Genomic DNA, 21557 nt, shown 5'->3' on the forward strand with positions numbered 1-21557 from the left:
ATGGCAGCGCCAACCTGGAGCAAAGGCACCGATGGAGCCGTTGTGGCAGGAGGAGGCTGCCGATCGCGGATTGCACGAGGAAGCCCTCGTCGTCGATCTTGCCGGTTTCGAAGGCCCGCTGGACCTGCTTCTCCATCTCGCGCGCAGTCAGCGCGTCGATCTTTCGCGCATCTCGGTGCTGGCGCTCGCGGAACAATACATAGCCTTCATCGAGCGCGTCCGTTCGATCCGCATAGAGCTCGCGGCCGACTACCTCGTCATGGCCGCGTGGCTTGCCTATCTCAAGTCCCGCCTGCTGCTTCCGCAACAGGCCAAGGATGAAGGACCTTCCGGCGAGGAGATGGCCTCGGCGCTGGCGTTTCGGCTGAAACGCCTTGAAGCCATGCGCGATGCAGCGACGAGGCTCGTCAACAGGAACCGCCTCGGCCGCGATGTTTTCCCGCGCGGGGCGCCCGAACATATCGTTGCCGAAAAAAGATCGGGCTACGACGCGTCCCTCTATGACCTGCTGACCGCTTACGCGAGCCTCAGGCAGCGCCAAGCGATAACGCAGGTGACGATCGAGAAGCGCCATGTCTGGTCGCTGTCCGATGCGCGCCTGATTCTGGCGCGGATGATCGGCAGTCTCGACGATTGGACGGCGCTTGATCATTTTCTCCTCCGCTACATGACAAGCCCGAAAGAACGCGCAACGGCGATCGCGAGCTCCTTTGCCGCGTCACTCGAAATGGTTCGCGAGGGAAGGCTGGAGATACGGCAGGAGGGTGCCTTCGCGCCCATCTATCTACGGCGTGGACCGAAGCCTATCGATGCGGCAACCCTGGCGGAAATGGAGGCAGCGCGTGGCTGAAGCGCAGAAGTACTTGCCGGGCATGCCCGACGAAGAGATGGAGCACGAAGCGGTTACCCTCGATCCCAGGCTCGAGCGGGAAGCGGAGCGGATCGCTGAGGCGCTGGTCTTCGCATCGGCTCAGCCTGTTTCTGAAACCTATATCGCGAGCCGGCTTCCCCGCGGTGCCGACCTCGGGCGGATCATGTCGCGGCTGAAGGCACTTTACGCCCAGCGCGGTGTCAATCTGGTCCAGATCGCAGACCACTGGGCCTTCCGTACGGCCGCCGATCTCTCCTTTGTCGTTCAGACGGACGAACAGGAAGTCAAGAAACTGTCGCGGGCAGCCCTCGAGGTGCTGGCGATCATCGCTTATCATCAGCCGGTCACGCGCGCGGAAATCGAGGACATACGCGGCGTACAGACATCGAAGGGAACGCTCGACGTTCTGATGGAGGCCGGCTGGGTGCGCTTTCGTGGACGCAGGCGGACTCCGGGACGGCCTGTCACATTCGGGACGACGCGGGATTTCCTCGATCAGTTCGGTCTGGAGGAAATTCGCGATCTTCCCGGTATCGAAGAATTGAAGGGTGCCGGTCTCCTGTCGGGGCGCGTTCCCTCGAACCTGCTCATTCCGGTTCCTGCCAGCGAGGATGAGCTCTCCGAGAACGAGGATCCGATCACGCAAATGGACCTCGAGGAACTCGGCCTCTTGACACCGAAGGCTGAAGAAGACGATTAAAAATCCTGACTAGGAATATCGGCTTTTTAGATCCGGGCACGGGCATTTTGCCGCGAAGCCTTCGGTTCGAGGAATGAATGAGCATGGTTTCAGACCCACACAACGGCGCCGTCAGGGCAACGCGACGGTCCGGGGTGTCGTTCGCGGCGAGCCTGGCATTCGAGAATATCAGCCACCGCTATCATTCCAAGGAAACGATCAAGGGCGTCTCGCTCACCGCGAAAGCCGGAGAAGTTCTTTGTCTGCTCGGCCCTTCGGGATCGGGCAAGACGACATTGCTTCGCATCGCGGCCGGCATCGAGATGCAGACCGGCGGCCGTCTCCTCCTGAACGGCCAGGAAATTTCCGGCCCATCCGTCTTTCTCCCGCCAGAAAAGCGCGGTGTCGGGCTGATGTTTCAGGATTTCGCGCTTTTTCCCCACATGACGATCCGCGATAATGTCTGCTTCGGGTTGACGGCCTTGCCGAAAAAGGAGGCATTGGTGCAGGCGGATGCGGCGCTGGAACGCGTCGGCCTATTGCATTACGCCGACCGCTACCCACATGTGCTCTCGGGCGGCGAACAGCAGCGCGTGGCGCTTGCCCGCGCGCTTGCGCCCCGTCCGGCGGTATTGCTGATGGACGAACCTTTTTCGGGGCTCGACTCTCGCCTGAAGGATTCGATCCGCGCGGACACGCTCGCCATTCTGCGCGAGACGCGCGCAACGGCGATCGTCGTGACCCACGATGCGGAAGAGGCTATGCGCATGGCGGACAGGATCGCCCTCTTGAAGGATGGGCGCCTGGTTCAGGTCGGCACGGCGGACGAACTCTATCGGAAGCCGCGCGATCTTTTCGCGGCCGGGTTCTTTTCCGAGATAAATGTCTTTGACGCGCGTGTGCGGGGCGGCCGCGTCGAAACGCCGCTCGGAGCCGTGCCCGCGGGACAATACAAGGAAGGGCAGCCCTTGAGCGTCGCGGTCAGGCTCTCCGGCGTTCACCTCAAGGAGGAGGGCGGCGACATCCCCGCGCGCATCCTGTCGAGACGCTTTCTGGGTGTTGTCGAACTGTTGGAGCTTGCTGTGCCGCAATTCGAGCGTACAGTGCGGGCACGTATCCGCGCCGATCTGTTGCCGCAAGGATTGCGTGATGTCACGCTTTCGGTTAACGAGCGCGACATATTGCTGTTTGAAAAAGACGTCTCGACATCTTAGGGTCCGTCGAGAATGACGGCGTGCCGACGGCACGCCTGAAAATTGACAACGTAATGGGCTGTGGTTGAACGAGGCCCTAGGGAGTAAGTGCATGGGTTCCTTTAGCATCTGGCATTGGCTGATCGTCCTGGTGGTGATCCTGCTGCTGTTCGGCCGCGGCAAGATCCCGGAACTGATGGGTGATGTTGCCAAGGGCATCAAGAGCTTCAAGAAGGGCATGGGCGAAGACGACGCCGCTCCGACCGACAAGACGATCGACGGCAAGACCGTCGAGCACAAGTCTGACGAAGTCCGCTAACGGGCAGAAGCTGGCGAGACCGGGCGGATACATGCCCGGTCGACCGCGTCACGGGTTGTAGGGCACGTTGGATGCTTGATATCGGCTGGACCGAGCTTGTTGTTATCGCAATCGTCTTGATTGTCGTCGTTGGGCCGAAGGATCTGCCGCCGATGCTGCGGGCCTTCGGGCGGATGACGACCAAGTTGCGCGGGATGGCGGCGGACTTTCGCCATCAATTCGACGAGGCCTTGCGCGAGGCCGATCTCGATGAAGTGCGCAAGACAATCAGCGATGCGCAAAGTCTCAATCCGACCGCGGCGTTGCGGGACGCCATGAATCCGTTGCGCCAGCTCGGAAACGAGATCAAGTCCGATCTGCAGAAGGCGACGACGCCCGACAAGCCGGCGCAACCGGCACCGGAGCAGCCTGCGGCCGAACCAGTGAAAGCCGAGGCGTCCGTTGAGGCCGTGGCGAAGCCCGCCGAACTTCCGGCGGCAACTGCAAGCGAGCCGAAGATAGAAGAGAAGAAGGCGAAGAGCGCCGTCCAGGCCAAAGCCGCGCCGGCCAAGAAGCCTGCCGCCGCAATGGCAAAGAAAACCGCGACCAGGGCAGCGGCAAAAAAGGCGGCAACCGGGCAGGCCGAGACCAAGACGCAAAAGGCGCGCGCGGCTTCGCGCAAGAAAGGTGACGCATGAGCGGCGATATCGAGGACCGGCCGCAGCCGCTGATCGAGCATCTCGTCGAGTTGCGCACGAGGCTGATATGGGCGGTCGGCGCATTTTTCGTCGCCTTTCTCGTCTGCTTCTATTTTGCCAAGCAGCTGTTCAACTTCCTCGTCCTGCCGTTCAAATGGGCGGTGAGCTGGGCCGGTCTCAGCCATCGGAACGTCGAGCTCATCTACACTGCTCCGCAGGAGTTCTTCTTCACGCAGATCAAGGTTGCGATGTTCGGCGCTCTGGTGATCGCCTTTCCGGTGATCGCCTCGCAGGTCTACAAGTTTGTCGCGCCCGGTCTCTACAAGAACGAACGCGCAGCCTTCCTGCCGTTCCTGATCGCTTCGCCGGTCCTGTTTCTCCTCGGCGGCGCGCTGGTCTATTTCTTCTTCACGCCGATGGTCATGTGGTTCTTCCTCGCCATGGAGCAGGGCGGCGGCGAAGGGCAGGTGGCGATCCAACTCCTGCCGAAGGTGTCGGAATACCTGAGTCTGATCATGTCGCTGGTGTTCGCCTTCGGCCTGGTTTTCCAGCTGCCCGTGGTTACGACGCTGCTTGCGCGCGTCGGTTTCGTCACGGCTCAGGGTCTCGCCGAGAAGCGCAAATATGCGATCGTCATCGCCTTTATCGTCGCGGCCGTTTTGACGCCGCCCGACCCGGTTTCCCAGATCGGTCTTGCACTGCCAGCCATCCTTCTCTACGAAATTTCCATCTATACGGCGCGACTCGTCGAGAGACAGCGCGCGAGAGACGCACTCGCAAGCGAGATCGCCTCTTCGCAGGAAAGTTCCTCCGAGACGACCGGACCCGCGAAGGGCTGACTGTCTGACGTTCTCGCGCCGTGACCTGCAGCGCCTCGCGTCTGTTCAGACGCGCAAAGACCGCTGTAGCACTTTGAATCGCTGCATGATTCCTTGGATCGAAGCCGGTTTGAGGGGGCATGGGGCAACCAACGCGTGGAACGATTATGCTCGATATCAAATGGATCCGTGAGAATGCCGATGTGCTCGACGATGCCCTGGCGAAACGGGGCGCGGAGCCGTTGTCTGCGTCGTTGATTGCGCTGGATGAACGCCGCCGGTCAATTCTTCAATCGCTGCAGGACATGCAGTCGCGCCGCAATGCCGCCTCCAAGGAAATCGGCGCAGCGATGGCGCAGAAGAACGGCGAACTGGCGGAAAAGCTCAAGGCGGAGGTCGCTGAGCTCAAGAATTCCATGCCGCCCCTGGAAGAGGAAAGCCGTGGCATAGAAGCTGAGCTTTCGGATGCACTCTCGCGCATTCCCAATATCCCCCTCGAAGATGTCCCGGTCGGTGCCGACGAGGCGGCAAACGTTGTGACGCGGATTGTCGGCGCGAAGCCGACCTGGAATCACAAGCCGCTCGAGCATTTCGAAATTGGTGAGGCGTTGGGGCTCATGGATTTTGAAGGCGCCGCGCGGATCGCCGGCTCGCGCTTCACGATCCTGAAGGGTCAACTGGCCCGCCTCGAACGGGCGCTTGGCCAGTTCATGCTCGACCTGCACACGCAGGAACACGGATATATCGAGGTGCAGCCGCCGTTGCTCGTCCGTGACGACGCGATGTACGGCACCGGGCAACTGCCGAAGTTTGCGGAAGACCTCTTCCGCACCACGGACGAACGTTGGCTGATCCCGACTGCGGAAGTTCCGCTGACGAATATGGTTCGCGAGCAGATCCTCGACGGAGAGAAGCTGCCGCTGCGCTTTACCGCCCTGACACCGAGCTTCCGTTCGGAGGCCGGTTCCGCCGGGCGCGATACCCGCGGCATGCTGCGTCAGCATCAGTTCAACAAGGTCGAGCTGGTCTCGATCACCGATGCGGAAAGCTCCATCGACGAACATGAGCGTATGACCGCCTGTGCCGAGGAGGTGTTGAAGCGCCTGGGGCTGCACTATCGGGTCATGACACTCTCGACCGGCGATATGGGCTTCGGTGCGCGCAAGACCTATGACCTTGAGGTCTGGCTGCCGGGTCAGGATACCTACCGCGAAATCTCGTCCTGCTCGGTCTGCGGCGATTTCCAGGCACGCCGCATGAATGCGCGCTACCGCACGAAAGAGGAGAAGGGAACGAGATTCGTTCACACGTTGAACGGTTCGGGCGTTGCCGTCGGGCGCGCGCTGATAGCCGTTGTCGAGAATTATCTGAACGAGGACGGCTCGGTCGCGGTGCCGGATGTCCTTGTTCCCTACATGGGCGGCCAACGGCGCATCGAGAAAACAGCCTGAGGAAGAGAACCGGAATGCGGATCCTGCTGACGAACGATGACGGCATCCATGCCGAGGGACTTTCGGTGCTGGAGCGGATCGCGAGGACAATTTCGGACGACGTATGGGTGGTCGCGCCGGAAGTGGACCAGAGCGGCCTTGCCCATTCGCTGACGCTTTCCGAACCACTGCGTCTGCGCCAGGTCTCAGAACGGCGCTTTGCCCTGAGGGGAACGCCGACCGATTGTGTGATCATGGCGGCCAAGAAGCTTCTCGACCGCAAGCCGGATCTGGTCCTTTCGGGCGTCAATGTCGGCGCCAACCTTGCGGATGACGTTACCTATTCCGGCACCGTGGCCGGCGCCATCGAAGGGACGCTTCAGGGAATCCGGTCGATCGCGCTCAGTCAGGCTTACCAGCACGCAGTCGGCAGGGACGTTCCGTGGGAGGTGGCAGAGACCCACGCGCCAGCATTGATCCGCACGTTGCTGGACGTCGAGTTGCCAGTTGGTACGCTCATCAATCTGAACTTTCCGAATTGCGCCGCCGAAGCCGTCGCAGGGGTGGAAGTCACCTCGCAAGGCAAGCTTGATTTCGGGCTCAGCATTGACGAGCGCACCGACGGCCGTGGTTTTCCGTATTTCTGGCTGCGCTTCGGTGAGCGCGCCGGCGATTTTCGTGACGGAACCGACATTCACGCTTTGCGCGAGAACAAGATCTCGGTAACCCCGCTTAAACTGGATTTGACCGACTATACCATCCAGGATCGTATAGCGCGCGCATTGCGAGAAGGGACTGTCGTTTGAACGGACGCGTTTCCCAGCAGGAGGGATTTGCAGCGATGGTGCTGCGACTGCGCGGCGAAGGAATTGCGAATCACGATCTGCTGAAGGCGGTGGAGCAGACGCCACGCAGCCATTTTGCTCCGCCGCAATACCAGGCCGAGGCATATTCCCAACGATTGATACCGCTCGATTGCGGGTCGTTCATGGAAGGCTATGATTTTGCCGTGCGGCTGTTGCATTGCCTGAACATCAAGCCGGGGCAGCGCATTCTCGAAGTGGGCACCGGCAGCGGCTTCACGGCGGGCGTGATGGGGCGTATCGCCGAGCGCGTGTTGACGATCGATCGATATCAGACACTGGTGAGTTCGGCGCAGAAAAACCTGGAAAGGGCCGGCATTCGCAACGTCGTCGTCAGGCAGGCTGATGGCAGCGCAGGCGTGCCGGGCGAGGGCACGTTTGACCGCATCCTGATCACGGCCGCATTCAACAGCTTGCCTCGCATGTTCTCCGACCATCTCGTCTCCGGCGGAACCTTGCTGGTCCCGATCATGATGAGCGAAACGCTGTGCCGGATCGTTCGCGTCAATCGCACCGGCAGCCGGTTCGATCGCGAGGATCTGTTCGACGCGCCGTACCTTCCAATCGTGCCGCAGCTTGCGTCATTCCTCTGACGCGCCCTTACGATCTCCAGGAACTCAAAGCGCTGCAGCGAACACTGTGCGTCTGAAAGGACGCGTGGTGCTGTAAGTTGCCACTGCCGAATTGCATCTCCGGCTTTCCCCAAACGGACGGTTAATGGATTCTTAACGAATCCAGCCTGGCGCAAGCTTGTCGCCCTAGGCCAGAAAGGCACGACGGATTTTGGGCGCGGTATGCGCGTGTTCTGCGTTTTTCGTCTTGCTCGTGCAAATGACGGAGACGGCGGATGCAGATTGCGAACAGGTTGACTGCGGCAACGGCCGGCGACGGCTTGGGTAACCTCGCTGGACGTCCGGCCGGCCAGGTCGTTGCCGGGAGCAAGGACGAGAGCGGAACGCAAGCCTCGCAAGCGGGCTTCTTCGATCCGACACCGCGCATCTCGCTGTCGGTCGATGCCCTCCTCTATCTCAGCCGCACGAAAAAATCGCCGGAGCGATTGCCGCCTCTCACCAGGGAGGAATGGGACAACAAGCTCTCACCGCAGCTGGCGTCACGCGAATACCAAGCCTTCGGGAGGCTCGCCGAGACCGGCGACTACAAGGCTTATTACAGAGCCTTCATCGAGTATTACGACAGTCTCCGTCCGGAGGATCAGCACAGCCTGCGCTATTTCGGGACACGCGAGGCGGCTGTCGCCGGTTTGCGTTCGCTTGAATACGACTCTGAAAGCGGTCTCGATATCGAGGCCAATTTTCAAACACTGGTCAGCGTTTTCCTCGACGAGGATAAGGTCGCCCAGCCCGAAATCCCGCCTTCGGCTTCTCGGGTGGGAGGCGGTCCGTTTGATTGGGACAAATCCAATATCAGTTACGAAGATCAATCGCCTGAGCCGAGAACCGTGTCTGAGATCGAGCGGCTCTATTCCGAGCTCTTCTAAGCCAGGTGCATGCCTTTCCCTGCCAGGCAAGGAAGGGACGTGGGCGGCTATGGTTAGCGTTTCGTCAAATTGGGTGTCGTCCTTAACCGGCCGGTAACTCTAATGCGCTTTAATCATTCCACAGCGAGTTGCGTTCGGAGTGGGTAAGCGTCATGCGTAAATTTGTATCTCCCAGTGCAGGGAAGTCCACGATCCGCCTGTGTGCGGCGATCTTGCTGGCAGGCGCTGCCACCGGTTGCAGCTCGGATGTCAGCCGCTTCAGCGGGCTTTTTTCAAGATCTGACGATATAACGACCAGTTCCATCCCGCAAAACACAATGCCGGTCCCGCGGGGCGATGTTGCTGCCGGCCAGCTTGCGGCGGCTCCGTCTGGTGGGGGCGGCGCGACTTTCGGTCAGCCGTATCCGGTCGCCAGCCAGAACGCCGTTTATGCGCCGGCTCCCGTTTCCAGCGCGCGCGTCGCCTCAACGCCGATGAGTGTCCAGCGTACTGTGCTGGCGGACCCGTCCGTGGCTGCCCCGCGGCCGCAACCGCAGGCGCTTCCCGCCGAACGCCAGGCGCAGCCGGTGGCTGTCGCCAAAGCCGAGACTCTGTCTGCGACGGCAAGGGAGACGGCAAGCAAAGGTGGTTGGGGCGCGCAGAACGCACCGTCGGTCATGGTTCGCCCGGGCGATACGGTCGCCACCCTCGCCAAGCGTTTCGGAGTGCCGGAAAGAGAGATCCTGAGGGCCAACGGCTTGAAGTCAGCAGGCCAGGTAGAACCCGGCCAGCGCCTTGTGATCCCGACATTCGGTGCTGCGAGCAGCGCTGCGAAGGCGGCCGCCTCCAGTTCGATCCCCGATGTCGACGGCGGCAACAAACGGCCGTCGCCGTTGCCGACGGACAAACGCGAGGCGGCGATCCTTCCCGGTCAATCGCAGACGCGTGAAAAGAGCGAAAGCCGCAGCGATGTCTCCGCAGGCAAGCTTGCGTCCAAGGGAGAAGGCAGCGGCGGTGACGGCCTCTACACAGTCAAGCCGGGCGACTCGTTGAATCGTATTGCCAAGGCGAACGGTGTGTCGGTCAGCGCCTTGAAGCAAGCGAACGGCCTGACGGCCGAGGGGATCCGCATCGGCCAAAAGCTGAAGATGCCGGGCGCGGCTCCCACGGCAACGGATGCGCTGGCGACGGCTTCGGTGCCGACCAAGAAGGCGGAGACCAAGGTCGCTTCGCTCGAGCAGAACAAGCCTGCCGAATACAAGCCGCCGGTCGCCAAGGAGAGCGTTTCGGAAGTCGCGATCAAGTCGGATATCGACGAGGACCTGCCGAAGTCGACCGGCATCAGCAAGTATCGTTGGCCGGTACGCGGGGCGGTCGTTGCCGGATACGGTGCGAATGTCGACGGCAACCGCAACGACGGGATCAACATTTCTGCGCCCGAAGGAACGCCGATCAAGGCGGCCGAAAACGGTGTCGTCATCTATTCCGGCAGCAGCCTGAAGGAACTGGGCAATGCCGTTCTGGTGCGCCACGACGACGGCACTGTTACTGTCTACGGCAATGCCTCCGAGCTCAAGGTGCAGCGCGGACAGAAGGTGCAGCGCGGACAGACACTCGCTGCCTCGGGCATGACCGGCAAGGCGACCCAGCCGCAGGTGCATTTCGAGGTGCGCAAGAACGCCACCCCGGTGAACCCGGCGACCTATCTCGAATAGAGCAATTCCAGGAAAAGTGTGTAGCGGTTTTCCGCCCGGAACTGCGTGATTTCAAGGAGCTGGGCCTTCGAAATTATGCGGGATCGCCGAGTTGCCGGCGGAGACGGCCGGCCAGATCCTGAATGAACTGCCAAGCGACGCGGCCGGATCTCGATCCCCGCGTCGTTGCCCATTCCAGCGCGTCCGCATGCAGCGTCTCTCGTTCGACCTGCAGGTCGTAGTAGCGGGCGTATCCGTCGACCATCGCCAGATAATCGTCCTGGCTGCACTTGTAGAAGCCTAGCCAGAGGCCGAAACGGTCCGACAGCGAGACCTTCTCCTCGACCGCCTCCGACGGATTTATCGCGGTCGATTGCTCGTTTTCCATCATGTTGCGAGGCAGAAGGTGCCGGCGGTTCGAGGTTGCGTAGAGCAGAACGTTGGCGGGGCGGCCTTCAACGCCGCCGTCGAGAACCGCTTTCAGCGACTTGTAAGACGTATCGTCATGGTCGAAGGAAAGATCGTCGCAGAAGACGATGACCGGCATCGGCGCCGCTTTAAGAATCTCCATCAGAACCGGCAGGCTCGCGATGTCTTCCCGGTGCACTTCGACAAGCTTCAATGCACTGCCGGTTTCGTGTGCGACCCGCGCATGTACCGCCTTGACCAGCGAAGACTTGCCCATGCCGCGCGCGCCCCAAAGAAGCACGTTGTTGGCGGGATAACCCTCCGCGAAACGAAGTGTGTTGTCGAAAAGGATGTCGCGCACGTGGTCGACGCCCGTGATGAGCGCGAGGTCGATGCGGTTCGGCTTCGCCACCGGCTGCAGATGGCGATTGGCCGGCGCCCAGACGAAGCATTCTGCCTGGCTCCAGTCGTTCACGGCAGGCGCCGGTCCCGCGATCCGCTCGATAGCCGCCGAAAGCTTCTGCATCTCGTTGATCAGAACATCGATCTTGTTTTCCTGCATCTGCTTGTCTCCGGTACCCGCGCGGCGTTTGGCGCTTCGTGCATCTGTAATTCCTTGAATTGCCGCAGGTTTGGTCTGCTGAAATTATCCGTAGACAAAGCCGCGCGGCAGCTTTTTTCCGGTAGCACGACGGTTTGCGCTGGAAAAGGCCAGGCGCGAGTGCTCGGGGGGTTCTCCTCCCGCGGAATTTGTGTCAGAGGCAGGAGAAACGGATAGGGCGGCCGATTTGCGTCGCGGCGTCGCATCCCTATATTCCGGCGGATTTCGCGCGGGGGATCCGCGCAATTTGAACTTAAGGAGTGATCGATGTTCATTACCGAAGCTTTTGCGCAGACCGGTGCCCCGAGCGCGGGCGGCGCAGACATTTTGATGTCTATTCTGCCTTTCCTCCTGATCTTTGTCGTCATGTATTTCCTGATCATCCGCCCGCAGCGCGCGCAGATGAAGCGTCGCGAGGAGTTGCTGAAGAACATTCGCCGCGGTGATCAGGTCGTTACCGGCGGCGGCATCGTTGGCAAGGTCACGAAGGTGGTCGATGATGCGGAACTCGAGGTCGAGATCGCCGACGGCATCAAGGTTCGCGTCGTCCGCAGCGGGATCTCCGAGGTTCGCGTGAAAGGCGAACCGGTCAAGGAATAACTCGGGCACGAACCGCAACCGGCAGAGCCGGCGAATGGAGCATTTTAGAGCATGCCCAAGTTCTCGCCGCTGAAAAACACGATCATCTGGCTCGTCGTCCTAGCCGGTTTTGTTCTCGCTCTGCCGAACCTCTTTTCCAAGGAAGAACTTGCGGAATGGCCCGCCTGGGTGCCGCAGCGGCAGGTGCCGCTCGGCCTTGATCTTCAGGGCGGTTCCGATTTCACGCTGAGGTTGGTCCGCGACGACATCATTTCCGAGCGGCTCGAGACCACGATCGATGCGATCGGTAAGGCACTTAGGGACGCGGATATCGCCTATACGGGCCTATCGGGCAGCGGCCAGGCGATTCAGTTCCGGGTTCGTGACGCGACAAAGGTCTCCGCCGCGCGCGACGCATTGCGTGAACTCACCGCTCCCGTCGACAGCGCCGGTCTCATTCGAAACCAGGTTCAGGAACTGGTTTCGGAAGGAGCGGAGCAGGGCGAGGCGGTTCATCTGCGGCTCACCGACGAGGGCATAGATCTCAGGGTGGCCTCGGCGGTGACCGAAGCCATCGACGTGGTGCGCCGACGTATCGGTGAAGTCGCTGTCGCGGAGCCATCGATACGCCGTAGCGGTAACGATCGTCTCGTCGTTCAGGTACCCGGATTGGACGATCCGCAACGGCTGAAGGATCTCCTCAGCCAGCGCGCAGAGCTCACGTTCCGGTGGCTCGATCCATCCATGCCGGTGCAACAGGCGGTCGACACGAAGCCGCCGGCAGCAAGCGAGGTCCTCTATTCGCTCGACGATCCGCCGGTTCCGTATCTGGTCGAAAGGCGAGCCTTCGTCGCGGCTAGGGATGTCGTCGAGGCGCAACCTGATTACGACCCGGCAACCGGCGAGCCAATTGTCAGCTTCAAGCTCGACGCCGACGCGCTGGCGCGCATCACGCCGCTTGTGGAGGCCGACTCCAGAAGGCAGTTCGCGATTGTGCTTGACGGGCAGGTGGTGTCGGCACCCGCGCTTGCCGATGCGATTAGCGGCGACACTGGTCGGATCTCTGGAAACTTGTCCGAGGACGGCGCCAAGAACCTCGCCGCCTTGCTGCGCGCCGGGCCACTCCCCGCGACCCTGACGGTGGTCGAGGAGCGCACGGTCGGCCCCGGTGTCGGAACCGACGCCATCGCAAACGCGCTGAAGGCCGGTATGATCGCCGCGCTCGCGGTCGCAGCATGCATGATCGCGTTCTATGGCTTCTTTGGCGTCATTGCGGTGGTCGCGGTCATCGTGAATGTGGTGCTGATCATTGCGGCTCTCTCCCTGATCGGCGCGACTTTGACCTTGCCGGGAATCGCCGGGATCATTCTCACGATCGGAGTCGCGGTCGACTCGAACGTTCTTATCTACGAGCGCCTTCGAGAGGAGGCGCGCGGCGCCGGACCGTTGCGAAAGGCGCTCGACACCGGCTTTTCACGTGTCTTCAGCAGCATCGTCGATGCCAATCTGACCATGGCGATCGCCGGTGCCATTCTCTTCTATTTCGGTTCCGGCGCCTTTCGCGGTTTTGCCGTGACGCTGGCGATCGGAAGCGTGACGACTATTCTGACGGCGCACAGCCTGACACGCCGTCTTGTTCGCGGCTGGTATCGTCGTCGCCGGCCCTTGCGGTTGCCGAGAGGCATTCGCACCGGCTTCTTCAGCGAGGCGGATATTCGGTTCATGGCGATCCGCAATCCGGTCTTTATTCTGATGGCGGCGCTGTCGCTTGCTTCGCTCATCTTGCTGGTCAGCCTGGGGCCTAACTTCGGCGCGGATTTCAAGGGCGGGTCGATCATCGAACTGCGGGCGAAGTCTGGTGTGGCCGACAGTGCGGATCTCCGCGCTCGCCTCGACGAGTTGAACCTCGGGGAAGTCCAGGTGCAAGAACTCGGCACGGAACGAGACGTCCTCGTCCGCGTTCCTTCTCAGGAGGCGGGTGATAATGCCGAGCAGACAGCGATCGGATTGGTGCGCGCCGAACTGGAGGATCAGTACACATTCAGGCGGGTGGAGGTTGTCGGACCAGCTGTGTCCGCCGAGCTGACAAGAGCCAGCAGCCTCGGCGTCGGCGCAGCGGTACTAGCCATTCTGCTCTACGTCTGGATCCGATTCGAATGGCGATTTGCTCTCGGTGCGATGATAGCCACCCTGCACGACGTATTGCTGACCATCGGCTTCCTTGTCGTCACGCGCACGGAGTTCAACCTTGCGAGCGTTGCCGCCTTGCTGACCATCGTCTGCTACTCACTGAACGATACTGTCGTGATTTACGATCGCATCCGCGAGAATTTCATGCGCTATCGAAAGATGTCCCTCTCGGTATTGATCGACGCGTCGATCAACCAGACGCTTTCGCGTACGGTGCTGACGGCCGTGACGACAATTTTGGCGCTCGCGGCGCTGTATTTGTTCGGAAACGGTCTTATTCGCTCCTTCAGTATGACGCTGCTTTTCGGGGTTGTTGTCGGAACGCTCTCGTCGATTTATATCGCAGGCCCGGTTCTTATACTCTTCAACCGCAGAGGCGGCCGAACAAGGGACGGGCAGGATTCTGCCAGCAGCGATGATGAGCCGGCGAACACGGCAACAGGGACAGCCTGATGATGGCAAAAGGCATCGAAATCCGCGAAGCGCATTTTCCCGGCCGAGCGCCGATAGACGCCTATGGAAACGGCGGCTTCCGCTTCGCGGACATGTCTCACCGCGGCTCCGTACTGATGTTGCCGTCCGGCATCTACGCATGGGACGTGGTCGAGGGTGACCCGCTTTCGGTGGACAAATTCGAACGTGCGCTGGAGGAGGCGCGTGCGATCGAGGTCCTGCTCGTGGGGACGGGGCGTGAAATCCGGCCGCTGCCCGCCGAACTGAAGGCGGCCTTGAGGGCGCAGAACATCTCCTCCGATCCGATGAGCACCGGGGCGGCGGTCCGAACCTATAATGTGATGCTCGCCGAATCGCGCGCCGTTGCCGCGGCCCTGATCGCGGTGTGATTTCGAAGGAACTGCGCGTGCAAGAGGCCGATACCCAGATCCTCGCAACATTGCGGGACACAGATCGCGATCGATATCTGGCTTGCCTGCTTTCTCCACCTGAAAAGAGGCGCTCGCTTGCGGCGCTCTACGCGTTCCATGCGGAAATCGCCCGCGTGCGCGAGTTGATACATGAGCCGCTTCCGGGCGAAATCCGTTTGCAATGGTGGCGCGATCTTCTCGGAAACGAGCAATCAGGCGGCGAGGGGCATCCGCTGGCGGAAGCGCTTCTGCAATGTGTTCGCGAACATCATCTGCCCGTCACGGTGCTCGAGAACATGATCGATGCGCGGATTTTCGATCTTTACGACGATCCGATGCAGGACAGGTCCGCGCTGGAGGGCTATGCCGGTGAAACCGCGTCAGCCCTCATTCAGCTTTCGTCGCTGATCCTTGATCCGTTGAATGCCGCCAGATCGGCGGAGGCCGCCGGACATGCGGGCGTCGCCCAGACGATCGCCGGCCTTTTGTTGCTACTGCCTGTTCATTGCCGACGCGGGCAGGTGTACCTTCCGGCGGAACTCCTGCGCGCGACCGGGCTCGACCGTGAAACATTGCTTGCCGGCAGCAACACTGAAACCATCGACAGGGCGATCCGTGCATTTTGTGGATTGGGCCGGGATCACCTTGCCAAGGCGCGTCAAGGCATAGGCTCGATCTCTTCGGCGAATTTCTTCGCCTTCACCCCCGTGGCTCTGGCCGAACCGGTGTTCGACCGGGCGGAGGCGGCGGGTGCGAGTCTCCTTCAGCGACCCATCCAGCCATCCCAGTGGCAGCGGCAATGGCGAATGTGGCGCGCGAGCCGGCGCAAGCGCTTCTGATCCGATGCGCCTGTCAGGCGAAGTGGCCCCGGAGTTGAATTTGGTCAAGCTGGCGCAAGTCTCACATCGTATAGGCAGGAGCTACCGGATTCATGCCGTCCGAAAGGGGCTCGTGTGATGTTGTGGCTTTTGCTCATCATGGTGGTTGTCGCCGTCGGCGCGTTCTACATCAGGATGAACGCCCGTGCCGAACGGGATTTCGACAATCCCGACGCGGGCTCGGCGATGGTCGAATTTGGCCGCGCATTCCCCGAAGAAGCAATCCGCGCCCTGCATTCGACCATTGACAGAAAGGCTATCTTTCTCCGACTGCACGATGGCAAGGCTGGCTTCATCCAATCGCACGGCACGCATTATGTCTGCCACGTCATTCATCCCGGCAAGGTGCGGGTGAACACGTCCGACAGCGGGCGCGGCTTGATCGTTCACTTTCCGGATTTTGCCTACCTGGACAACACATTCGAGTTTCGGACCGCGGCCGAGGCCGCCGAGGTCTCGCTCTGGCTGCTCGGCAGCTTCAGCCCCAAATCGGAACTCAGCGATGAGCCGGCGGCGCAAGCGGTCCAGGCGAGCGACTAAGCGGTCTTCAGGGCGGGAACGCCGAGCCAGTTTGCGCAGTCGCTGAGAGCCCGCGCCGCTGTCGCCTGCTTCTTTGCCAGGGCCTTCTCCTTGCCGCGAAAGCGCTTGGCGCCATCCGGCTTCGCCAAAGCTCCCGGCTCCAGCGGCGGAAACAAACCGAAATTGACGTTCATCGGCTGAAATGAACGCTTGCCCGGCTCGTCGTCGGAGATGATGTGCCCGCCGGTGATGTGGTTAAGCAGCGCGCCAAAGGCCGTTGTTGGCGGCGGTGGCGCCAGCGTTTCGCCCTTGCGCTCGGCCGCAGCGAAGCGGCCGGCAAGCAGGCCGATGCTGGCGCTCTCCACGTAGCCCTCGCAACCGGTAATCTGGCCGGCGAACCGCAGGCCCGGTCGGGACTTGAGCGTCAAGGTCGAGTCGAGCAGCGTCGGCGAGTTGATGTATGTATTGCGATGCAGGCCACCGAGACGGGCGAACTCGGCCTTTTCGAGTCCAGGGATCATCCGGAAGACTTCCGCCTGCGCGCCGTATTTCAGCTTTGTCTGGAAACCGACCATGTTGTAGAGCGTGCCGAGCGCGTTGTCCTGTCGAAGCTGTACGACGGCATAGGGCTTGACCGCGGGATTGTGCGCATTGGTCAGCCCCATCGGCTTCATCGGACCGTGACGCAGCGTTTCGCGTCCGCGTTCGGCCATCACCTCGATCGGCAGGCAGCCGTCGAAATAAGGCGTGCCCTCCCATTCCTTGAAACCGGTCTTATCGCCGGTGATCAGGGCGTCGACAAAGGCGTTGTACTGCTCCTTGGTCATCGGACAATTGATGTAGTCCTTGCCGGTGCCACCCGGGCCGACCTTGTCGTAGCGCGACTGGTGCCAGCAGATATCCATGTCGATCGTGTCGGTGTAGACGATCGGAGCAATCGCGTCGAAAAAGGCGAGGGCGTCGGCGCCGGTTTCTGCGCGGATTGCCTCAGCGAGCGCAGGCGCGGTGAGGGGCCCGGTGGCGATGATCGCTAGATCCCATTCCTTCGGCGGCAGCCCGGTGATCTCCTCGCGGACGACCGTGATCAAGGGATGACTGTCGATCGCGGTGCTGACGGCTGCTGAAAAGCCGTCGCGATCGACGGCAAGCGCTCCACCGGCAGGCACCTGGTTGCGGTCCGCGGCCTGCATGATCAGCGAGCCGGCAAGCCGCATTTCCGCATGCAGCACGCCAACAGCATTGCTGGTCGCGTCGTCGGAGCGGAATGAGTTGGAGCAGACGAGTTCGGCGAAACTGTCGGTCTTGTGGGCATCGGTTCCGCGTACGCCGCGCATTTCGTGCAGGATGACTGGCACGCCGGCGTCGGCGATCTGCCACGCGGCCTCCGATCCGGCAAGGCCGCCGCCGACGACATGAATGGGGGAATAGGAAGTGTTCGCTGTCATGGGCGGCTTCCTATCACAGCAGCCCCCCGGTTCCAATTGCAGAAACGAAAACGGCGCCTCTACAGCGCCGCGCGTCTTGTCGGACGCGCAAAGGACGCTGTAGCACATTGAATTGCTGCATGTTTTATCCTTAAATCGGCAACGATTTAAGGAAACATGCAGTAGGCGCCGTCTTGGATGTTTGGATGTTCGTTCCGATTAGCGGAAGGAACGAGCCGCAATGTTGCGGATATCGTAGCGGGTAATGCCGATATCGCTGAGCGCGTGGTTCGAGAGGCTGCCGAGCTCGGCAACGGTGCGGCGGTAGTTCATCCAGCTTTTTGCAATGCGAATCGGGTTCATGGTCGTGTCCTCAAGATCTGTTTGTCGCGACAGTGATTTGTCTGCGCCGTTGAGGTTCTTATACGCTTGTCTAATTGGCAGATGGAGTGCAAAGAAAATGCATCTGCTATGCATTTGTGCAGTGCATCGCCAGTTTTGTAAGCACGAGGCGAGCGCAGCTCGAAAATTCGCCAGGTTAAGGATTGGCTGAGCTGCTCGGCTGCTCGTTAATATCTTGTATTCCCGTAACTTCTTTGAGAATTGGGTGCTTACGACGTCCTGGCGAAGCGCGCCGGCTTCAGGTCCGCCCAGGGCTTTCGCAGGTGCGAAATCACGGCGCTGCGCGAGCTTCATTGAACGGGATGGCTTGTAAACAGAAAAACGCCCTCCAGCGAGACTGGAAGGCGTTTTCAGAAGCAGGTATTCGCCGCTTGGATTACTTGATGGCCTGACGTGCAACGTAGGGAATGTCGCCGCGGCCGATGCCGAGGTCGTTCAGCTCACGGTCGCTCATGCGGCCGAGTTCGTTGCAGGTCTGACGATACTTGCGCCAGTTGTTGAAAGAACGTGCGAGGTTCATGATCCTATCCTTTCTAGGGTCGTTTGCCAGCGCTCTATCTCTCTTGCTGGCCGTCATCTGATGGTCTGAAATATAATCGATTTGATCGGTATATACAGAGACAATGCTGCATCGCACCCATGCGCGGTGCGCAATCCTCTGGCTTCGCGTTAATTCACCTTTAACTTCAACCTATCCGTCGCATCGCCGACGCGTCCCGGCTACGGCGAGAGGATGGATTCGCTGGGGCAGAGATGCGCAAAAAAAGCAACGCCCGCCGGGGGAGGAGGTCCGGCGGGCGTTGCTTTGTTCTGATTGGCAACCGGGAGGAGGAGTGTCGCCAATCCGTATCGGGGTGCGCTGGGAGGAGGAGTGCGTCGCCCCGATCGATGGTTGAAAAATAGGTTGCGGGACGGAGTTTGTGTAGAGGCGATACCGAATGGCACCTATGCATATTATGCATGGCCAGATGGGCAATGCCGAGAAATTGCTCGAATATTGTGCAATTGCGCGCTCTCTCACGAGCGCATGGATGGAATGCGGAAAAGCAAAACGCCCGCTGGGGGAGGAGGTCCAGCGGGCGTCGTGTAAGTGATTGGCAACCGGGAGGAGGAGTGTTGCCAATCTTATCGGAGAAGCGTTGGGAGGAGGAGTACGCTGCTCCGAATTCTTCGAGCTTCCGCTCGGGTCTTTCCGGGGTTCCGGAAACGGGCGACCAATCCCGCCGGCGTCCGTTCGGTTCGTCACCTCGCGTCGCCTTCGATGATTTGAATATAGTCGCTTTAAATCGATTTGTGCAGTGCAATATCCGCATGGAAGATATGCGGCCCGCGCAACTCCCGTGGCGCATTATCATCACGGATAAGCCGTTCACGCTACCGGCGGAAGAAGCCCATTGTTTTCTCTAAAGCGCCGTGCGTCTTATCAAACGCGCAAAGGGACGCCGCAGGACTTTGAATTGCTGCATGTTTTTATCCTTGAATCGGCGAGGATTTAAGGAAACATGCCATTTGAGGACAGGTCCGGAGGTGAGATGTATCGCGGACGCATGGAACGAGATCTGAAGCGCTGGGTGGATCTCGGCTTGCTTCCGCAGTCGTCGGCAAGTGCGATGCTCGCGGAATATGATGCGCGCGAATCCACTTTCAGCGTGGGCCGGGTCCTATTGGCGCTGGCAGCGCTCCTGCTTTCGGCCTCGCTGCTTTTGCTCGTCGCGGCGAATTGGGAGGCATTGCCGCGCCTCGTCAGAGTCTCGGGCGTCGTCGCATTGATCTGGCTCTTCCATTTTCTCGGTGCCTATTTCCTCGGGCGCGGAGCCAAGGCGGTTGGCAGCGCTCTGCTTATACTTGGCACCATGTCCTTCGGCGCCGGCATCGCTCTGGTCGGCCAGATGTATCATCTGTCAGGCGACGCAGCGGATGCGATGCTTCTCTGGTTCGCCGGGGCATGCCTGTCGGCAGCGGCCTTCGCGTCGGCCGCCGTCACGACGATCACCGCATGCCTTGCCTGGGCGTTTCTTATCACGCTGTTCGACAGCGGAGGACTTGTTTCGGCGGTTGAGTCGTATTTCTGGCTCGTGCCGGTACTGGCGGCCATCGTGCTGACGCTGGTCCGCTACACCAATGCAGGGCGCACGCGTCATTTGGCTTATCTTCTCTGCGTCACCTGGCTAGGCGCGCTTTACGTCGACAATCCGGGACTCTGGCTCGCAATCTCCTTCTGTGCCGCCGGTTTGATCGCCTTTCTCCTCGCGTCGCTGCCGCGATCGCCGCTGTATGGTCTCGCTTGTGAGGCCGGGTCCGCGCCTTCGTTCTATTCTTTCGCCGTTGCCGTCATCGGCCTTATCGCCTTGCAAAGTGAAGCGGAAGGCGTTTTGGCGGAGGCAACCGCTGGCGTCGGCCTGCTCGCCATTGCCCTCATGGGCATTGGCGTTGTCGGCGCGCGCAACGGCGCGGTTCGGTATCTGGGCTACGCGGTGTTTGCTCTGGAGATCTTGTATTTGGCCTTCGAGACGCTCGGATCGATCCTCGGCACATCCGGCTTCTTCCTGATTTCCGGAATGGTCGTCGCGCTTGTGGCTTGGCTCGTCATCCGTGTTGAACGACGGTTTGGACGAGTGGGGGAGGCTTCTCGATGAACGCTGTTTTGCCTGGGGCCCGCTGGCGCAATCCCCTTGTCGCGGCACTTGCGGTCGCAGCGCTCCAGACCGCCGTGCTCGGATACATGATCGAAAGCCGCGCTTCGATCCTGCGCAACGGCAAGGACGTGCTTCTGAGAAGTGCGCCGGTCGATCCGCGAGACCTCCTGCGTGGCGACTATGTGATCCTGACCTACGACATCTCCCGCATTTCGCCCGATATCGTTGCTGGCGGCTTGCCCGAGGAGACGACGAGGGCGGTGCTTTTCGTGCGGCTCAGAGAGCAGGCGGACGGCTTCTGGGGACCGGTGGAGGCATCGTTCGGGCCCCTGGCGCAAACGACGGACAGCGTCGTCATCAGATCGCTGCCGTTCTCCTATTACCCGCTACTTGGAGCGCCGCCGCAAACCTTGCAGCCGAACTACGGCATTGAGCGCTATTACGTGCCGGAAGGCGAGGGCCGCGTCCTTGAAACCGCCCGCGACGCCCATGCGCTTTCGGTCAACGTGCGGGTGAACACGGATGGGCGTGCCCAGATCAGGCAGGTTTCTGTGAATGGGGCGCAGCTTTATGTGGAGCCGCTATATTGATGGTGCGTGCTGCTGCATGTTTTCTCAAATCGTAGCCGATTTAGGGATAAAAACATGCAGCAATTTAAAATGCTACAGCGTCGTTTGCGCGTCCGATAAGGCGCGCGGCGCTGTAGCATGAAGGAACTTCATTTTCTTGCCGGCTTCTTGGTCCAGACTAATTAGGAGAAGGTGAAGACACGGGCGTGCATTGTCGCGCATTTTCTCTTTGATCCGGCAAAAACGAGTGATATAGAGACGCCGCGCTCGGGAAAGCCCGAACCCTTCGCATGTCCAGAATATCCGCGGTGCTCCCGCTGGTTGTCTTGCGGGAAATGCGATCAGGCGGTGTGGTTGTCTGAACGCGGGTATGGTGAAATTGGTAGACACGCCAGATTTAGGTTCTGGTGCCGCAAGGCGTGGGAGTTCAAGTCTCTCTACCCGCACCAGGACAATACGGTTGCCAA

Annotated in this window: 22 protein-coding genes and 1 tRNA gene; 19 read left to right on the top strand and 4 right to left on the bottom strand. The window is 60.7% G+C overall.

Going from position 1 to position 21557, the window contains the following annotated elements:
* Positions 1-31 precede the first annotated feature (31 nt).
* From QN219_RS19650 to QN219_RS19700, 11 genes are all read left to right on the top strand, one after another.
* A complete protein-coding gene (locus QN219_RS19650; protein WP_284001604.1) occupies positions 32-850 on the top strand; it encodes a ScpA family protein in 819 nt (272 codons plus the stop codon).
* Positions 843-1571 carry an SMC-Scp complex subunit ScpB gene (gene scpB / locus QN219_RS19655; RefSeq protein WP_284001508.1) on the top strand — a complete coding sequence of 243 codons (729 nt, stop codon included), beginning with the start codon at positions 843-845 and terminating at the stop codon, positions 1569-1571. The genes QN219_RS19650 and scpB overlap by 8 nt, the downstream gene beginning before the upstream one ends.
* A gap of 83 nt (positions 1572-1654) precedes the next feature.
* Entirely contained in the window at positions 1655-2764 is a 1110-nt protein-coding gene (locus QN219_RS19660) for an ABC transporter ATP-binding protein (RefSeq protein ID WP_284001510.1), read from the top strand.
* A gap of 91 nt (positions 2765-2855) precedes the next feature.
* Positions 2856-3062 carry a twin-arginine translocase TatA/TatE family subunit gene (locus tag QN219_RS19665; protein WP_136504508.1) on the top strand — a complete coding sequence of 69 codons (207 nt, stop codon included), beginning with the start codon at positions 2856-2858 and terminating at the stop codon, positions 3060-3062.
* A gap of 71 nt (positions 3063-3133) precedes the next feature.
* Positions 3134-3739 (top strand): Sec-independent protein translocase protein TatB, encoded by a 606-nt coding sequence (tatB, locus tag QN219_RS19670; protein WP_284001514.1) that lies wholly within the window; start codon positions 3134-3136, stop codon positions 3737-3739.
* Positions 3736-4578, top strand: a complete 843-nt coding sequence (gene tatC / locus QN219_RS19675; protein ID WP_284001515.1) for a twin-arginine translocase subunit TatC — start codon at positions 3736-3738, stop codon at positions 4576-4578. The genes tatB and tatC overlap by 4 nt, the downstream gene beginning before the upstream one ends.
* 146 nt (positions 4579-4724) lie before the next feature.
* Positions 4725-6008, top strand: coding sequence for a serine--tRNA ligase (gene serS / locus QN219_RS19680; RefSeq protein ID WP_284001516.1), 1284 nt, complete (start codon positions 4725-4727; stop codon positions 6006-6008).
* A gap of 14 nt (positions 6009-6022) precedes the next feature.
* Positions 6023-6793: a 5'/3'-nucleotidase SurE gene (gene surE, locus QN219_RS19685; protein ID WP_284001517.1), complete on the top strand. Its 771-nt coding sequence runs from the start codon at positions 6023-6025 to the stop codon at positions 6791-6793.
* Entirely contained in the window at positions 6790-7443 is a 654-nt protein-coding gene (locus QN219_RS19690) for a protein-L-isoaspartate(D-aspartate) O-methyltransferase (RefSeq protein WP_284001518.1), read from the top strand. The genes surE and QN219_RS19690 overlap by 4 nt, the downstream gene beginning before the upstream one ends.
* 254 nt (positions 7444-7697) lie before the next feature.
* On the top strand, positions 7698-8348 hold the full coding sequence (locus tag QN219_RS19695) for a biotin biosynthesis protein BioC (RefSeq protein ID WP_284001519.1): 651 nt from the start codon (positions 7698-7700) through the stop codon (positions 8346-8348).
* A gap of 152 nt (positions 8349-8500) precedes the next feature.
* On the top strand, positions 8501-10042 hold the full coding sequence (locus QN219_RS19700; RefSeq protein WP_284001520.1) for a LysM peptidoglycan-binding domain-containing M23 family metallopeptidase: 1542 nt from the start codon (positions 8501-8503) through the stop codon (positions 10040-10042).
* A gap of 73 nt (positions 10043-10115) precedes the next feature.
* On the opposite strand, the gene QN219_RS19705 is transcribed toward QN219_RS19700, so the two are convergent.
* The gene (locus tag QN219_RS19705; protein WP_284001523.1) at positions 10116-10991 is read right to left on the bottom strand and encodes an ATP-binding protein; all 876 of its coding nucleotides are present in this window, start codon (positions 10989-10991) and stop codon (positions 10116-10118) included.
* A gap of 306 nt (positions 10992-11297) precedes the next feature.
* Between QN219_RS19705 and yajC the strand changes: the two genes are divergently transcribed.
* From yajC to QN219_RS19730, 5 genes are all read left to right on the top strand, one after another.
* Positions 11298-11630 (top strand): preprotein translocase subunit YajC, encoded by a 333-nt coding sequence (gene yajC / locus QN219_RS19710; protein ID WP_136504516.1) that lies wholly within the window; start codon positions 11298-11300, stop codon positions 11628-11630.
* Positions 11631-11681: 51 nt separating this feature from the next.
* Positions 11682-14252, top strand: a complete 2571-nt coding sequence (gene secDF / locus QN219_RS19715; RefSeq protein WP_284001524.1) for a protein translocase subunit SecDF — start codon at positions 11682-11684, stop codon at positions 14250-14252.
* A gap of 2 nt (positions 14253-14254) precedes the next feature.
* On the top strand, positions 14255-14641 hold the full coding sequence (locus tag QN219_RS19720) for an Mth938-like domain-containing protein (RefSeq protein ID WP_284001525.1): 387 nt from the start codon (positions 14255-14257) through the stop codon (positions 14639-14641).
* A gap of 17 nt (positions 14642-14658) precedes the next feature.
* Positions 14659-15501: a phytoene/squalene synthase family protein gene (locus QN219_RS19725; RefSeq protein WP_284001526.1), complete on the top strand. Its 843-nt coding sequence runs from the start codon at positions 14659-14661 to the stop codon at positions 15499-15501.
* A 117-nt stretch (positions 15502-15618) separates the two neighbouring features.
* Entirely contained in the window at positions 15619-16080 is a 462-nt protein-coding gene (locus QN219_RS19730) for a hypothetical protein (RefSeq protein WP_284001528.1), read from the top strand.
* Here the strand turns inward: QN219_RS19730 and trmFO are convergent.
* From trmFO to QN219_RS19745, 3 genes are all read right to left on the bottom strand, one after another.
* Complete coding sequence (gene trmFO, locus QN219_RS19735) at positions 16077-17504, bottom strand: methylenetetrahydrofolate--tRNA-(uracil(54)-C(5))-methyltransferase (FADH(2)-oxidizing) TrmFO (RefSeq protein ID WP_284001530.1); 1428 nt, start codon at positions 17502-17504, stop codon at positions 16077-16079. The genes QN219_RS19730 and trmFO overlap by 4 nt on opposite strands.
* 198 nt (positions 17505-17702) lie before the next feature.
* Complete coding sequence (locus tag QN219_RS34195) at positions 17703-17846, bottom strand: DUF1127 domain-containing protein (RefSeq protein WP_173512770.1); 144 nt, start codon at positions 17844-17846, stop codon at positions 17703-17705.
* A 415-nt stretch (positions 17847-18261) separates the two neighbouring features.
* Entirely contained in the window at positions 18262-18405 is a 144-nt protein-coding gene (locus QN219_RS19745) for a DUF1127 domain-containing protein (RefSeq protein WP_168799006.1), read from the bottom strand.
* 1012 nt (positions 18406-19417) lie between these two features.
* On the opposite strand from QN219_RS19745, the gene QN219_RS19750 reads away from it, so the two are divergent.
* From QN219_RS19750 to QN219_RS19760, 3 genes are all read left to right on the top strand, one after another.
* Positions 19418-20521: a DUF2157 domain-containing protein gene (locus tag QN219_RS19750; protein WP_284001532.1), complete on the top strand. Its 1104-nt coding sequence runs from the start codon at positions 19418-19420 to the stop codon at positions 20519-20521.
* Complete coding sequence (locus tag QN219_RS19755) at positions 20518-21111, top strand: GDYXXLXY domain-containing protein (RefSeq protein WP_284001534.1); 594 nt, start codon at positions 20518-20520, stop codon at positions 21109-21111. Before QN219_RS19750 ends, QN219_RS19755 begins: the two co-directional genes overlap by 4 nt.
* A 343-nt stretch (positions 21112-21454) precedes the next feature.
* A tRNA-Leu gene (locus QN219_RS19760) sits at positions 21455-21539 on the top strand.
* The last annotated feature ends 18 nt before the right edge of the window (positions 21540-21557 follow it).

It is taken from the genome of Sinorhizobium sp. 8-89 (assembly GCF_030124325.1).
Classification (GTDB): domain Bacteria; phylum Pseudomonadota; class Alphaproteobacteria; order Rhizobiales; family Rhizobiaceae; genus Sinorhizobium.